This window comes from Desulfobotulus sp. (genome assembly GCF_034006065.1).
In the GTDB taxonomy this organism is placed as follows: domain Bacteria; phylum Desulfobacterota; class Desulfobacteria; order Desulfobacterales; family ASO4-4; genus Desulfobotulus.
Map to the genome: position 1 here is coordinate 1 of NZ_JAVETM010000026.1, position 14,058 is coordinate 14,058.

Annotated in this window: 16 protein-coding genes; 1 reads left to right on the forward strand and 15 read right to left on the reverse strand. The window is 53.8% G+C overall.

What is annotated here, in order from left to right; all coding sequences use genetic code 11:
* Positions 1-175: 175 nt before the first annotated feature.
* The 11 genes from RBR60_RS10515 to RBR60_RS10565 form a co-directional block, all read right to left on the reverse strand.
* Complete coding sequence (locus tag RBR60_RS10515; protein ID WP_320356499.1) at positions 176-1,093, reverse strand: hypothetical protein; 918 nt, start codon at positions 1,091-1,093, stop codon at positions 176-178.
* Positions 1,094-1,101: 8 nt separating this feature from the next.
* Positions 1,102-2,013, reverse strand: coding sequence for a DsbA family protein (locus RBR60_RS10520; protein ID WP_320356501.1), 912 nt, complete (start codon positions 2,011-2,013; stop codon positions 1,102-1,104).
* Positions 2,014-2,085: 72 nt separating this feature from the next.
* Positions 2,086-3,126 (reverse strand): chemotaxis response regulator protein-glutamate methylesterase, encoded by a 1,041-nt coding sequence (locus RBR60_RS10525; RefSeq protein WP_320356503.1) that lies wholly within the window; start codon positions 3,124-3,126, stop codon positions 2,086-2,088.
* Positions 3,127-3,143: 17 nt separating this feature from the next.
* A complete protein-coding gene (locus RBR60_RS10530) occupies positions 3,144-3,593 on the reverse strand; it encodes a chemotaxis protein CheX (RefSeq protein ID WP_320356505.1) in 450 nt (149 codons plus the stop codon).
* Positions 3,562-3,984 carry a response regulator gene (locus RBR60_RS10535; RefSeq protein WP_320356506.1) on the reverse strand — a complete coding sequence of 141 codons (423 nt, stop codon included), beginning with the start codon at positions 3,982-3,984 and terminating at the stop codon, positions 3,562-3,564. Before RBR60_RS10535 ends, RBR60_RS10530 begins: the two co-directional genes overlap by 32 nt.
* A 22-nt stretch (positions 3,985-4,006) precedes the next feature.
* Positions 4,007-4,855, reverse strand: coding sequence for an HDOD domain-containing protein (locus tag RBR60_RS10540; protein WP_320356508.1), 849 nt, complete (start codon positions 4,853-4,855; stop codon positions 4,007-4,009).
* A complete protein-coding gene (locus RBR60_RS10545) occupies positions 4,852-5,331 on the reverse strand; it encodes a chemotaxis protein CheD (protein WP_320356510.1) in 480 nt (159 codons plus the stop codon). The genes RBR60_RS10540 and RBR60_RS10545 overlap by 4 nt, the downstream gene beginning before the upstream one ends.
* Positions 5,328-7,568, reverse strand: a complete 2,241-nt coding sequence (locus RBR60_RS10550) for a chemotaxis protein CheA (protein ID WP_320356512.1) — start codon at positions 7,566-7,568, stop codon at positions 5,328-5,330. Before RBR60_RS10550 ends, RBR60_RS10545 begins: the two co-directional genes overlap by 4 nt.
* Before the next feature lie 21 nt (positions 7,569-7,589).
* On the reverse strand, positions 7,590-8,432 hold the full coding sequence (locus RBR60_RS10555; protein ID WP_320356514.1) for a protein-glutamate O-methyltransferase: 843 nt from the start codon (positions 8,430-8,432) through the stop codon (positions 7,590-7,592).
* 136 nt (positions 8,433-8,568) lie between these two features.
* Positions 8,569-8,724 (reverse strand): hypothetical protein, encoded by a 156-nt coding sequence (locus tag RBR60_RS10560; RefSeq protein WP_320356516.1) that lies wholly within the window; start codon positions 8,722-8,724, stop codon positions 8,569-8,571.
* A 29-nt stretch (positions 8,725-8,753) separates the two neighbouring features.
* Positions 8,754-9,773 carry a GGDEF domain-containing protein gene (locus RBR60_RS10565; RefSeq protein WP_320356518.1) on the reverse strand — a complete coding sequence of 340 codons (1,020 nt, stop codon included), beginning with the start codon at positions 9,771-9,773 and terminating at the stop codon, positions 8,754-8,756.
* Between the two features lie 296 nt (positions 9,774-10,069).
* Here RBR60_RS10565 and RBR60_RS10570 point away from each other — a divergent pair, with 296 nt between their 5' ends.
* A complete protein-coding gene (locus RBR60_RS10570) occupies positions 10,070-10,747 on the forward strand; it encodes a zinc ribbon domain-containing protein (RefSeq protein ID WP_320356520.1) in 678 nt (225 codons plus the stop codon).
* Positions 10,748-10,843: 96 nt separating this feature from the next.
* On the opposite strand, the gene RBR60_RS10575 is transcribed toward RBR60_RS10570, so the two are convergent.
* From RBR60_RS10575 to nadD, 4 genes are read right to left on the reverse strand one after another with little or no spacing between them, the layout of a single operon-like run.
* The gene (locus RBR60_RS10575; protein ID WP_320356522.1) at positions 10,844-11,374 is read right to left on the reverse strand and encodes a type I restriction enzyme HsdR N-terminal domain-containing protein; all 531 of its coding nucleotides are present in this window, start codon (positions 11,372-11,374) and stop codon (positions 10,844-10,846) included.
* A gap of 45 nt (positions 11,375-11,419) precedes the next feature.
* The gene (gene gpmI / locus RBR60_RS10580; RefSeq protein WP_320356524.1) at positions 11,420-12,958 is read right to left on the reverse strand and encodes a 2,3-bisphosphoglycerate-independent phosphoglycerate mutase; all 1,539 of its coding nucleotides are present in this window, start codon (positions 12,956-12,958) and stop codon (positions 11,420-11,422) included.
* Positions 12,951-13,421, reverse strand: coding sequence for a ribosome silencing factor (gene rsfS, locus RBR60_RS10585; RefSeq protein WP_320356526.1), 471 nt, complete (start codon positions 13,419-13,421; stop codon positions 12,951-12,953). Before rsfS ends, gpmI begins: the two co-directional genes overlap by 8 nt.
* The gene (gene nadD / locus RBR60_RS10590) at positions 13,411-14,055 is read right to left on the reverse strand and encodes a nicotinate-nucleotide adenylyltransferase (protein ID WP_320356528.1); all 645 of its coding nucleotides are present in this window, start codon (positions 14,053-14,055) and stop codon (positions 13,411-13,413) included. The genes rsfS and nadD overlap by 11 nt, the downstream gene beginning before the upstream one ends.
* Between the last annotated feature and the right edge of the window lie 3 nt (positions 14,056-14,058).

Sequence of the window (14,058 nt, forward strand, 5' to 3'; positions counted from 1 at the left end):
CTTATTTTTTCAGCTACGCTTTTCGATCTGTCGCCGTAAGCAACGAGGCGCAAACTACCCATTTGCTCTGTGGGTGTCAACGACTTTTTTCATCTCTTTTTATTTTTTTCTTAACCCGCTTAAAACATAGTGCTTTTAAATTTAATTTTTTCCCATTCCGCCTACGCTCACCCTTTTACCATCCTCGACGGAAAGGATCTCCTGGTGCAAGTTCATCCACGCAAATACCCTGACCACCGGAAATAATCGAACATCCCTGGCTCGGAAGCACCTCAGCATCCGGTGCGGAAAACCCCGGAATGGATGTACCATTCCGAAAAATCACAAAAGGCACACGGCTCTCCCCTGCCTTTGCCATGACCAGCGTGTTCCTCCACAACTTGAGGGCAAGCCCCATCTCCTCACCATAGCCAGCCTTTCCATGGGAAAGACCTGCCCAAAAACGAGAAAAAGCCTCCGCCTCTCCCATCCCCTGGTCCAGCTCTTTTTTTAAAAAGAGTATGCGTTTGCGATCCTCCCCATCTTTGGCAATGGGATAGAAGGCCATTTTTTCAGAAAAAAGAGGATCCTGCATCCACCTTTCCACAAGCTCCCTACAGGAAGGGCAAGATGGAGAAAAAAAGATACGGATCCCAGAATCATCACGCTCCTGAAGGGCCCAGGGACGAATGCTGTCCCGCAGAGCCCCCAAGGAGGCGCTGAAAAACAGCAAGAACCAGAAAAGCCAGAACACATGCCATACCTTTGATTTTTTTAAAAAAACAAGGAAGGCAACAGCACCAAAAAAGGCTGCGGCAGTAAGACAGGAGGTACAGGGCCACAAAAAAATCTGAATGCTCAGAAAAAAAATATTCCCACTGAGGGCAAGAGCCGTAAGAACGCCAAACCAGCGTTTTTCAAAAAACCAGAGCGCGCCGCCTCCCAGGCCCAGAAAAACCACGGCTCCGACCAGATAGAGCGAGACCCCAAAAACCTGGTATCCTTTATAAACATCACATCCGGAACTTAAGCACAGGGCATCGCCAATCCCCCAGAAGGACAAAAGACAGAACACAAATCCTGCAAATCCCAGAAGGGCCGCGCCCTCTCGCATTCCCACCTTCATTGAAGACGCTCACCCAGCTTTTCAGCCTGAAAGCCTTCTACCATCTTTCCATCAACGAAAAAAACCGGTGTAGAGCTGATACCTAAGGCCTGAATTTCCATACGCTCCTTCCGGATTTTCTCCAGATATCGGGACTCAAGATGCGCCAGGGCGCTGTTCCCATCCTCTCCCCAGTGCTTTTTCAGCTCTGGAAAAGCAACGATGAACTGCTGCAAAAGAGCCTGGGGTTCCTGCACAAAATTCAGCCCTTCATAGGCAAAGTCCACCATCTCCATCACTTTGAATCCACGGGCCTTGGCATCCTCAAGGGCAAGACAGGCCACCTCTGAAATACGATTCAAAGGGAAATGGGCCAGGCGCAGGGTTTTCATCTTCTCCCGTTTTTCTTTCAAAAAATGCCACCCTTTTCTGCAGTAAGGGCAAAAAGGATCGGAAATCACCACCATCTCATGCCTTCCCTTACCTGTGAAAAGCAGATTTCCGAAATCCTTTGGCAGATTGTCGATATGCCGCAGAATCCCCAAGGGTTCATCCATAAGGCTGCGGCCTGTGGAAAGATCCTGAACATCCGCAAACTGCAGGCGGCCCCTTGCATCCACCACAAGAAGCAACTGCTCTTCATGGGTATCCGGCGGCGGCATAACCAGTTTCACCTTTACGGCAAACAGGTAAAAACCATTCATTTGAATTGGAATTTGCTGGATAACCCGAACACGTTCCCTGCCAAAATCTTTAAAACGTTCATCCCTCTCTCCCCAGGAAAGCTGGGTCCGCATGGCAACACTTTCTTTGAGAGCCTCCACATCCAGAATGGGAGCTTCTTTGGATGTTCCTTCGGCAAAGACTCCACAGGGAGCGAAAAAACCGACCATCCAGATAAACAAACCAACAGCAATGAATAAACGCATATCTGTCCTCTCCTCTTCCATCAAGCAGCGGGCCTTCCCAGCCCCCCGTTTCGAATACACGCGTGGGAATGTTCACAACAAAGCAAGGGCCTTTGCGCTAATCTGATCCAACCCCAGGACATACTCCGCTCCTCCCATGCGGATCGCCTCCTTGGGCATACCAAAAACCACACAGGTCTTTTCATCCTGGGCAATGGTTCTTGCACCCACATCCCGCATCTTCTTCATCCCTGCGGCCCCATCCGCTCCCATACCTGTCAGGATGATACCCAGGGCATTGGCTCCCGCATAGGTCGCCACAGAATCAAAAAGCACATCCACCGCAGGCCGCTGGTGATGCACCAGAGGGCCGGATTTTACCTGTACATAATAGCGCGCGCCACTTCGTCTCAGCAGCATATGGAAGTTACCAGGTGCGATGAGAACCTGGCCTGGCGTCACGGTATCGCCATCTTCAGCCTCTTTGACATTCATGGCGCACAGATCATGCAAGCGTGCCGCGAAAGCCGTGGTGAACCGCGCGGGCATGTGCTGAACCACGAGAATTCCCGGCGCATTCACAGGCATACGGATCAAAACTTCCCGCAAAGCTTCCGTTCCTCCCGTGGAAGCACCAATGGCAATGATTTTATGGGTGGTTACTCGCAGGGCCTGGGGGGCAGGAGTCGGCATCCGCTTTTGCACTTCGCTCTCTTCCAGCCTGCGCTTAACCTGAACTCCCGCCACAGCCCGGATTTTTTCCGCAAGCTGCACACTCATATCCCCAACGGAGTAAGCGGATGTGGGCTTGGAGATCACTTCAAGAGCCCCGCTGGCCAAGGCTTCCAGGGCCAGCTCACTCCCCTTGGGCGTCAGGGAGCTGACAATGATCACGGGCAGAGGATAATAACGCATCAGCTTACGCAAAAAGGTAAGACCATCCATACGTGGCATTTCAATGTCCAGAGTTACCACATCAGGCTTCAGGTGGACAATCTTATCCCGGGCCACATAGGGATCCGGTGCGGTTCCCACTACCTCGATACCCGGCTCCCGGGAAAGCTCTTCTGTAAAAACCTTACGCACAATGGCCGAATCATCCACCACAAGGACACGGATATTCCCTGACCCCATAAACCCTTCTCCCTGCCTTAAGAGTCAAGCCCCATCCATACACCCATGGATCCTTCCACAGACTCCACCAATAAAAAAATCTCCTTGCCTCCGGATCGCAGAGAGGCCATGCGCGATGGCGTGATGAGCTCGGGAATCCCAAGACAGAATTCCTTTGCACTGTCATAGGTGCTGAAGGTATTGCCCGCCACCATGTTGGCAATCTCCTTCAGCGTACCCGCCATCTGCTCCGCACTCACAACCCGCTCCCCCATGAAATCGGCTGTCATGGCTTGCAGAAGATCCCGCGGTACAAGAAAAACCAAGGTTCCGGAAAGGGCCCCCTTAAAACCCAGGCTGGCCATCTGCATGCCAGGAGTTTTAAGTAACCCACTATGCTCAAGACTTTCCTGTGTCTCAAATTCCAGAGGCATGTAAAACATGGTGCCCAGCACTTCAGAAATCGAGGCCTGCATCGCTTTTTTCAAAAGCTTCTCCATGGGGCGCTCCTAGGATAGACATCAGTTTTTCCCGGATTTTTTCCGGCGTAAAAGGCTTTTTGATATACCCTGCAGCACCCATGCGCAAAAAAGCCTCCACCCTTTCCCGGCTTCCTTCGGTTGTCACCATGAGCACGGGTATACTGGCAAGCACCGGATCTTTTTTAAAGGCCGCAAGCATTTCCATCCCGTTCATATCAGGCATGTTGTAATCTGTGATCACAATATCCAACCAGTGCTTCCCGACCTGGGCCAGCGCATCCCTGCCATTGGCGGCTTCCAGGAACTCTGCGTCACCATAGCCCGCCGCACGGATGGTTTTGATGATCACAGCCCGCATGGGTTGGGAATCGTCCACCACCAGAATCTTGAAAGCCATGCACTCCCCCTTATGGCCTTTGTCAGAAAGACCCGATCAAATCTTCCACTTCCCGGATCTTATCCCCAAATCCCGCAATAACCTGCTGTAAATCCCTTGCTGTCAGCCCCAACGCCCCCAATACTTCCCTGTGGAAACGATAGGCCAGCCCATCCACGCCCACCCCAATGCCCAGCATGATGCACACCTGATCCGCCACATACACCACATTGGCGGCGGCATCAGAAAACACAGGACCTTCCGGCATATGGGAATTCCGGATAAGCGTCTGTAATCTGGCGCTCAGGCCCCACTTTTTTGCGACAATCGCGGCCAGTTCGGACTGGTCCACACCAAGAATCTTTTTCTCTGCCTCCCTGAAACTGTACCCTTCTTCCGCCACCAGATGCTGGATGCGCTCAAAACGCTCCCCCACAAAACGGCTGAGGATGACCTTGCCGATATCCTTCAGAAGAGCTGCTGTGAACACAAGGTGCCGATCCGAAAATCCCACACGGATGGCAAGATCCCGCGCAATAATGGCGCAGCTTACGGCCTTTTTCCACAACGCGCCCTCATCAAGGCCGTATCCTCTTTGCTCCCCTGCAAAATTGACAGCTCCGCACTTCATCACCACAAGGTCCACAAGCCGATCCATCCCCAGAATATTGATGGCGTCATGCACGGAGTCAATGGAACGGCTCCGGGCAAAATAAGCGGAATTGCACATTTTCAAGAGATCCCCTGTGATATAGGGATCAAAGCGGATCAGATTTGCAATCTTTTCCGTATCCGTTCTTGAATCCTGGGCCAAGGCCATCACCTGTTGGGCAATCTGAGGCATGGGCTTTAAGCTGTCGATTTCACGGATCAGTTCCGCGATGGCGCTCATAGCTTTCTCTCCCCTTCCCCGCCGACCTTGATGTGCATATCCCCCGAAAGAATGTCCAGGCGCACGGTGCGGTTCACGTTGCCACCGACATCCTCATAGGTCGCAATGACATTGTTGCGGAAAAACATTTTCTTCACTGCCATATGATTGCGTTTTCCAATATTGAAAAATCCCTGCTGATCCAGAATCTGCGCACCTCCGGCAATGAGAACCTTCATGCGCTGCTTCTGGGCCCCCAGGGCATAGCTTGCTTTAAAGAGCGCAGGAATTCCCGTGTCCGCGAACATATAAGGATTTCTTTTCGCCTTTTCTTCGTCAAGGGAAGACTCGGGCAGCATGTAGTGCAGCATTCCCCCCACCTTGACAACAGGGTCATAGATCACCACACCGATACAGGATCCCAGCGAATAGGTCACGAGCTCATCACCCGGTTTTGCACTGACCTTCATGTCGGAGACACCTACAATCACTTTCACGGGCCCTCCTCATCCCCTTGGTCCGGCGTGTTTGGACCTTTTTCCCATCCTGCCGTTTCCATGGCGTCCGCCATGTCAAAAAGACCCGCCATGTCGAGAATCAGGCCCACGCGACCATCTCCCAGAATGGAGCCTCCGGCAAGGAACGTCAGGTGACGGAAGGTTTCTCCCATATTTTTGATGACAAACTCTTCCTTTCCGAGAAGCTCATCCAGAAACAGGGCCCGCTTTCGTTCCTTGTTTTCCACCACCACAACCAAAGCCTCCCAGGGCTTGTCATGGTCTGCAACCACACCACAAAGAAGTCCCAGACGGATCAAAGGCACAAGCTCTCCTCGCACCATGACCATCTCTCCTCTTCCCCCAACGGTGAACACATCTTTGCGGGCAGGACGAAAGGACTCCACAATGGCAATGGCGGGAATGATGTAGCGTTCCCCTCCCACCCGCACCAGCATTCCATCAATGATGGCCATGGTCAGAGGAAGAGTCAGAAGAAAACGTGTTCCCTGGCCGGGTTCTGACTGAATATCCAGCCTGCCCCTCAGGGTTTCCACAACTTTTTTCACCACATCCATGCCAACCCCCCGGCCGGAAACATCCGTAATGGCAGCCGCTGTGGAAAATCCGGGATGAAAAATCAGATCAAAAATCTCCTCCCTGGTCAAAGAAGCTTCCGCCGCCACCAGCCCCCGCTCCACAGCCTTAGCAAAAATTCTGTCCGCATTGAGGCCGCGACCATCATCGGCCAGCTCTATCAGAATACTTCCCCCTTTATGATAGGCCTGCAGACGAACCCGCCCCTTTTCCGGCTTTCCAACCTGCGCGCGTTCTTCAGGATTTTCCAGCCCATGATCCACAGCATTGCGGATCATATGCACCATGGGTTCATACAGGGCTTCCACCACATTGCGGTCAATTTCCGTATCCTGACCAGACATTTCAAGGCAGACCTGCTTTCCGGAACTCCGGGAAAGCTCTCTGACCAGACGCACCATTCTCTGGAAGGTGCTTCCGATCTGGACCATGCGCATACCCATGGCGAGCTTCTGGATATCTGAAATGATCTGGCCCATGCGCCCCATCTGCTGCCCAACGCCGGAAGTTCTCTCCGATGTCTGCTGGCGCAGCATGGCCTGGGCAATGACAAGCTCACCCGTAAGGTCCACAAGATTATCAAGCTTGGCCGTGTCCACCTTCACCTGAAGGTTGGTCGAAGGACCTCCACTGCCAGGTCGGCTTCGCTTCTGATCCCGCAGCGCAGAAATCACCTCCCTGGACGGCACCTTTTCTTCGGATACCAGGATTTCACCCAAGGGCTTTCCCTCTGCCTGCTGCCGTTCAAGACCCCGCTTCACCGCTTCCTCAGACACAAGCCCCTTGCTTACCAGAATTTCTCCCAGGCGATTGCCCTCCGGAGGGGCCTTGTACCCTTCCATGCGCTGGATCAGCGGATGGATATCCACATGGCAGGCAGGCATTTTCCCATGGTCCGCAAGACTTTCTTCGGCGCAGGCAATGAGCCTTCGCAGGGTATCCACGGAAGTCAGAATCATATCAATGACTTCATGGTTCACGCTGAAAATGCCCTGGCGGGCGTTATCCAGAAGCGTTTCCGTACTGTGGGCAAGCCGGTTGATCTCAAAAAGATCCAGGAAACCTGCAACCCCTTTAATGGTATGAAAGGGCCTGAATATGGCATTGAGAATTTCCACATCCCCAGGGTCTTCTTCAAGATCAATCAACCGGACTTCGATGCTCGAAAGACTTTCCGCCGCTTCCACAACAAAGTCCGAAAGAATATCCTGATCCTGAGCCGTGAAAATACGCGCTTCCCCGCCTTTGGTTTCCACTTCTGGACCCTGGCCTTGAGGCAAAGGCGCATCCGCCTTCATTGCCTGGCGTATCCCAAGACTCCGAAGGATTTCCTCCGCATCCCCTGGCCAGGCAACCCCCTGGATACGGGATCTTTCCATTTCCTGCAAAACAACAACCCCATCCTCAAGCGGCCTGACCTCGGATGCCTCCCCCAGGATCAGATTTTCCGTAAAAGAACGTATTGCCCATGCAACCTCTCCCATGATCTCTGGCGCACCTGCTGATTTCAGAGCTGAAATAAGACGATCCAGATCGGAAAGCAGCATGCCCAGGCCGGGGATATCATCCGCCTCCAGGGTAACGACCCGTAAGGCGACCTCATCCAGAACGGTCTGTACTCCGGATGCTGCCTTTTCCATAGAGTTCCTCCCAAAAACGGATCAGTTTTTAAGGTAAATGGTAGGTTGCACGTACCGGAAACCATGCTCAATGCCCATCAGGCTCTCGGAGTGTCCGATGAAAAGATAGCCCCCCGGTCTGAGTGCCTTGTGGAACTTTCCCACAAGCATTTCCTGGGTGGGTTTATCAAAGTAGATCATCACGTTTCTGCAGAAAATCACATCAAAATGCAGGCTGGAATGGAAGGGTTCCATGAGGTTGAAACGGCGAAATGTCACAAGATTCCGAATTTCAGGACGCAGACGCACACGTCCTTGCATTCGTCCCTTTCCCTTGAGAAAATAACGACGTACCAAGTCCTGGGAAAGGCCTGCGACCCGCGCATGGGGATAGATGGCAGACTGAGCGGCCTCCAGCATTCGGGAGGAAAGATCTGTGGCCAGAATTTTTATCTGAACGCGGGAGGAAACACCCAAGGCTTCCGAGAGGCAGATGGCCAGAGAATAGGGTTCCTCACCACTGGAACAGCCTGCGCTCCAGACCTGCAGATCCTGCCTGCCTTCCTTGGACATACGCTCACGGATGCCTGCCAGCGCTTCGCTTTCCAGAAAATCAAAGTGCCGTTTTTCCCTGAAAAAACTGGTGAGATTGGTGGAAATGGCATCCAGCATGCGAACCAGCTCATCTTCCGCATCCGGTCCGGCCAGCAGCCGGAGGTAAGGCCCAAATCCCGGAAGTTCCAGCTCTCTTAGACGCTTGGAAAGACGAGAACGCACCAGCTCCTTTTTCCCCTCATGCAGATGGATACCGCATTTTTCATAAACAAGGCGGCTGAAAAGGAGAAAATCTTTATCACTCAGATCATAGCTCGGTATGCTGGGCATGAAGCCTCTTGAAAACAAAAGCCGACTCAGGTGTCTGAAGCAAGAAGGGACAGAGGCCTGTCCTGGGGGCCGGGCCATACGGGCTTGTGTTGCTGCAATACAATGTTTCGTACTATACGGCGGGTTCCGCGGCCTGTCAATTGAAGGAAAGCCCTGTCTTCAAGGCCACCAGTCCCAGATCCTCAAGGCCAATAAAAAACCCCGCATAACGCAGGGTAATGTTTTCAATGAGACCATGAATGCCAAAGGGCTCGGAAACACGCCTTTTTTCCAGTAAAACACCCCCTCTCACACGCAGGGAGATCCCAATCTTTTCAAGGTTTAAAAGGCCACACGATTACGGCCCTCTTCCTTTGCCCGGTAAAGCATGGCGTCAGCCTGGGCCAAAAGGGTTTCTGCATCGGTGCTTCCCGAAGCGGTGGCCACCCCAAAGCTTGCGGTCACCCGCAGTTTCAGTCCTTTGCCCGCATCCACTTCAAAACCCGCAAGGGCTGAGCGTAGCCGTTCTGCAAGATCCGCAGCCCTCTGTCCTTCGGTTTCCGGAAGCAAAATGGCAAACTCTTCCCCCCCATAGCGGCAAAGCAGGTCCCCTGTTCGGATCCTTTGGCCCACCTCCCTCGCTACGGTACGTAAAACCGCATCCCCTGCAAGGTGCCCGTGAAGGTCGTTGACCTTCTTAAAGTGATCCAGATCAAAAAAGATGAGAGAAAAGGGATTGCCATGGCGCTTTGCCGTGGCAAGCTGACGCCTCAGTTGCAGATCAAACTCCCGCCGGTTGTAGCAACCTGTGAGACCATCCCGGGCAACCGCCCCCTCCAATCGCCGAATCCGTACATGATTCACAAGGGCGGCGCGCAGGCCGGAAAGCAGGGTCATCAGAATCTCGTCATGATAGGGCAAAAGTTTACGGCCCGTGGCAAGGTACAGGTGAGCTGTGAAATCTTTCTCTTCAAAACTGCGCACATCCAGGTTTTCCCTTGCGATACGCTGCTGCAGCCCTTCCGTATCCGTAGGGCCCATGAAGCGGATATCCGCATCAGAATCCAGGCCCAGATCTTCGGCAACAATGCGGGAGAAGGCATCCCGGAACATGCTTGGATCAATCCAGACATCCACTCCCGTATCATCCCGGATCACAAAGGCAAACAGGCGATAATCCAGCATGGCGGCAAGACAGTGGGCAATTTCCGCCAACAAGGCATCCAGATCCTGCTTTTCCTGCATCCGGAGAAGGTGATGATTGAGCAGCCGATAATCCGTGTCCCGGACCCATCCCATCATACGAGCAAGACCCCGCATACGGCTTTTGATTTTCAACTGGCTGAAGGGATGGCTGATCATGGTGTCCTCCTCATTGGTTCTCTCAAGGTGCTTCAACAACTGCAGGGCAACATTTGCAAAACAAATGCCACTACAGAAAAGTCCCTCCGAACAAGAAAAAAAGCCCTATCCCCCCCTTGCTGATCGAGTCCCTGACGTCGCCATTCCGACGTGCGTCAAAAAATAAACACATCTCCCAGAAGCCCCCATCCTTATCTGGCAATGAATTGACAGACGAGAAATGTGCTCTATTATGGGAGAGATTTTTCATGGTGGGAAAAGAAGCCTACCGAACCCCAGAGAAGAGAAGGAATTTTATGGAAACCAAAGAAGAATTTCTGGCGCGGATGCTGGCTCAGGCCAAACCCCTCTGCCCGCACTGTCAGAAGGAAATGCTGATATGGGAAGTCCCGCCCTACACCTTCAGTGATGGTCTCGGCTGGGGATCTCCCTATGTCTATGTCTGCTACAATGACCTCTGCCCCGTCTTCACCCAGGGTTGGGAAAATATCGAGAGCAATTACGGACACAAGTCCTCCTACCGCTGCCTCCGCTATCCCTTTGAAGACTGCTTTGAACTCATGACCGTCTTCGGTCACGAAGGCGGCACCCAGGGCCTCATCACCCAGGACTCCCTCAACGAGCAGGAAAAACTCAAAGAAGCCATCAAAACGGGCTTTTCCATCCTGGCGGACTGCTATGTCAACAAGGACATCATTAAGATTGCCTCCATGTTCTCCGACCACAACGAGCCGGTACGGGTACGCTTCAAGGCCCTTGAGATGCTTGGGGATATCTGTGACACCCATGAGGTGGTGGAGCCCATGCGCAACGTTTCCCCCTACAACGAGAAAATGCGGGAAGCCATTGCCGAGGCCATCGAAAAAATCCACAAGCGCTGCTTTACCCGTGAATGCCCCTTCTGCATGGAAATCATCAAACGCAGGGCCAACACCTGCAAGCACTGCGGAAAAGCCGTGGACCCCGTGGTATAGGTAAAACCTTCCCATAAGACGCAAAAAGGGAGATCCTCTTTTCAAAGACGAAAGAGATCTCCCTTTTTTATTCTTCAGACCTTTGGGCCAGAAACATCAGCCCCTATGCCGCTGCACGTTCACATTCAGGGTATCATAGGTACGGAAAACAAGGCGCTGACGCAAAACCCGATCTCCGGGAAGGGGTGTCAGGGCATTGGCAGCCTTAAAGGCTTTGAGCTCCTCAAAGGTGGGAATCCTGGAAAGGCCTTCTCCCAGAGCTTTTCCCGTCAGACCATCCTGCACCAGAGCCGTTTTGCCATCGGAAACCACGGCAAAGGGCAACTGATGGGAGGGGGCAAGGATACGGGCCGCAGCCACGGCCTCCCGCACCCTGGAATCGAGGGAGGCAGCCGCGCACTTCACATACATAAGAGGCATTCCCTCAACGGACACCACAAGATCCAGCTCCGTTTCATACACGTCCCCATCCAGATCCAGGCGCAGGGGAAGATCCACGGCAATGGCCTCCTTCGGATAGCCTCTGCCGTTCACCAGATACTTTTCCACGGACTGGCGGTTTTCCTCAGCCCCCACATTCGGGACTTCCCTGCCCGTAATGAAATCACAAAGGGTATTGCACGTCATGATCTTCCTCCATGCCCTTTTACGGATGCTGAAAACAGATCTTCCTCAGTCCGCAAGCAGGCTTTTCCCCGTCATGGCTTCCGGAACCCCGATTCCCATGATCTCAAGGAGGGTGGGGGCCACATCCGCAAGACAGCCCGGCCGCAGGCGAACCCTGCTGCGGGTCTCGTCCACCAGAATGAGGGGCACGGGATTGCAGGTGTGGGCCGTATGGATCTTACCCGAAGCATCCCGCATCTCCTCGGCATTGCCGTGATCCGCCGTAATAAGAACGGGAATCTTTTTCTGGCGCATGGCCTCCACAACGCGGCCCACATTAAAATCCACGGCTTCACAGGCCGCACAGGCCGCATCCAGATTTCCCGTATGCCCCACCATATCCATGTTGGCAAAATTCAGCACCATCAGGGCATAGACCCCTGAAGCCGCCTTTTCAAGAAAACGATCCGCCACAAGAGCAGCGCTCATCTCCGGCTTTTCATCATAGGTTTCCACCTCCCTGGGGGAAGGCACCATCACCCGCTCTTCTCCGGCAAAGGCCACTTCCTCCCCTCCGTTGAAAAAATAGGTGACATGGGCATATTTTTCCGTTTCCGCAATGCGAAGCTGGGAAAATCCTGCCCGGCTCACCACCTCCCCCAGAATATCCCTGTGACGCTGGGGACCAAAGGCTACGGGGAGATCGAATTTTTCATCATACCGGGTCATGCAGACCCAGTCCACGGAAGGGTTTTTCGTTCTTACAAAAGGCTCAAACTGCGGCTCCGTAAAGGCACGGGTGATCTGGCGGGCACGATCCGCCCGGAAATTGAAAAAAATCACCAGGTCTCCATCCCGGACACACCCCGCCTCCCCCCGGTCATGCAAAAGCCGGACAGGTTCCAGAAACTCATCCGTCACGCCTTTGGCGTAGGATGCCGCCACAAAAGCACAGGGATCTTCCGCCACATCCCCTTCACCAGAGGCGTAAAGTCTGAAGGCCCGCTCCGTGCGCTCCCAGCGGGTATCCCTGTCCATGGCGTAGAAGCGGCCGCAGAGGGTGGACACAAAAACTTCAGGTATCTCCTGAGTAAAATCCAGAAGCTCTTTAAGATACCCCAGCCCGGACTTCGGCGCTGTATCCCGGCCATCCAGAATGGGATGCAGGGCGATTGCGGAAAAACCCTTTTCCTTTGCCAGGACAATGAGGGCTTTGAGGTGGGACAATCTCGAATGTACGCCCCCATCGGAAAGAAGCCCCATGAGGTGACAGGTGCCTCCCCGTTCCCTTGTCCTGTCCATGGCCTGGATCAGGACGGGGTTGCTGAAAAAGGAACCGTCTTCAATGGAACGGTCAATGCGCAAAAGATCCTGATACACAATGCGACCCGCCCCGAGGTTGAGGTGCCCCACCTCGGAGTTGCCCATAATCCCCTGGGGAAGGCCCACATCCGGGCCACAGCAGGCCAGGGTGGTCACGGGAAAAGAGCGCATCAGCCCATCAAGAACCGGCGTACGGGCCTTTTTCACCGCATTGCCCGGCCCGTCCCCGCCAAGGCCCCAGCCATCGAGAATCATGAGAAGGCAGGGCGTGACCTCAGGCATCACTCTCTTCCCCCTCATCCCACTGGGGTGCCTCATCATCCTCCCACTCCCAGAAGACTTCCTTTTCCGCCTCCGGATCCGGAGCTGCAAGGGCTTCCTCGGCAATGCGGGCAATGAGCGCTTCCCCGAAACGGGGGGCATCACGCCAGAGACCTTCCAGGTCATAAAAGGCCCGTACAGGCTCGTGAAAGATGTGAACAATCACATCCCCGTAATCCATCAGCACCCACTGTCCCTCTTCCACGCCGTCAATGCCAAGGGCGCGGATTTTTGCATCTTTAAGTTTTCTGCGCATGTGATCCGCCACAGCCTTGGCCTGGCGGGTGGAGTTCACGCTCATGATGAGAAAGACATCGGCATAGGCAATGAGTTTTCGTAAATCAAGGGCCACAATATCTTCCGCCTTGCGGGCAGAGGCCGCTTCCAGAAAAGGCGTCAGTAGTTTTTCAAGTTCAGCATGCATGGCAATACAATCCTCGGTCACGGATATAGTCACAGACCGCCTCCGGAACCAGACCGGTGACGGAGCGCCCCTCAGAAATCCGCCTTCGGATCTCTGTGGCGCTCACCGCAAGGGGGCTTACGGAAATTCTTCGGATCTCCGGCCGCCCCGGATACAAAAAACGATCCCCAGCAGGAACATATTCCGGCAGTACCCTTTCCAGCGTTTCAAAGGGCGTATCCGGCCGGGTCATGACCCAGAAGGAAATTTTCGACAAAAGGGATTCCCAGCGATGCCAGGAGCGAATACCGGCGATGGCATCCATGCCCAGCAGAAAAGAGAAATCCGTATCCGGATGGGCTTCCATCAGAAAAGAGACCGTATCCCAGGTGTAGGACGGCCCCTCCCGCCGCAGCTCCAGATCCGTCACCCCAAATCCCGGATTTCCCTCAAGGGCCAGAGCCACCATGTGAAGGCGGTCTTCGGCGGAAGCCAGATCCCCTCTTCCCGCCTTCCAGGGCGGCACTCCCGCAGGCACAAAAAGCACCCGGTCCAGTCCCTGGCTTTGCAGCACTTCTTCTGCAATGCCAAGATGGCCCATATGCACAGGGTTGAAGGTGCCACCCAGTATGGCGGTTTTCAGACGTGTGGCCATGGA

Coding starts and splice junctions, on each gene's coding strand:
- RBR60_RS10520 (WP_320356501.1), bottom strand. CDS start 2,013: ATGCGTTTATTCATTGCTGTTGGTTTGTTTATCTGGATGGTCGGTTTT.
- RBR60_RS10555 (WP_320356514.1), bottom strand. CDS start 8,432: ATGCCCAGCATACCGAGCTATGATCTGAGTGATAAAGATTTTCTCCTT.
- RBR60_RS10535 (WP_320356506.1), bottom strand. CDS start 3,984: ATGGCTTTCAAGATTCTGGTGGTGGACGATTCCCAACCCATGCGGGCT.
- RBR60_RS10515 (WP_320356499.1), bottom strand. CDS start 1,093: ATGCGAGAGGGCGCGGCCCTTCTGGGATTTGCAGGATTTGTGTTCTGT.
- RBR60_RS10550 (WP_320356512.1), bottom strand. CDS start 7,568: ATGGAAAAGGCAGCATCCGGAGTACAGACCGTTCTGGATGAGGTCGCC.
- nadD (WP_320356528.1), bottom strand. CDS start 14,055: ATGGCCACACGTCTGAAAACCGCCATACTGGGTGGCACCTTCAACCCT.
- gpmI (WP_320356524.1), bottom strand. CDS start 12,958: ATGCCTGAGGTCACGCCCTGCCTTCTCATGATTCTCGATGGCTGGGGC.
- rsfS (WP_320356526.1), bottom strand. CDS start 13,421: ATGCATGCTGAACTTGAAAAACTACTGACGCCTTTTCTGGAAGCGGCC.
- RBR60_RS10575 (WP_320356522.1), bottom strand. CDS start 11,374: ATGACGTGCAATACCCTTTGTGATTTCATTACGGGCAGGGAAGTCCCG.
- RBR60_RS10565 (WP_320356518.1), bottom strand. CDS start 9,773: ATGATCAGCCATCCCTTCAGCCAGTTGAAAATCAAAAGCCGTATGCGG.
- RBR60_RS10525 (WP_320356503.1), bottom strand. CDS start 3,126: ATGGGGTCAGGGAATATCCGTGTCCTTGTGGTGGATGATTCGGCCATT.
- RBR60_RS10540 (WP_320356508.1), bottom strand. CDS start 4,855: ATGAGCGCCATCGCGGAACTGATCCGTGAAATCGACAGCTTAAAGCCC.
- RBR60_RS10570 (WP_320356520.1), top strand. CDS start 10,070: ATGGAAACCAAAGAAGAATTTCTGGCGCGGATGCTGGCTCAGGCCAAA.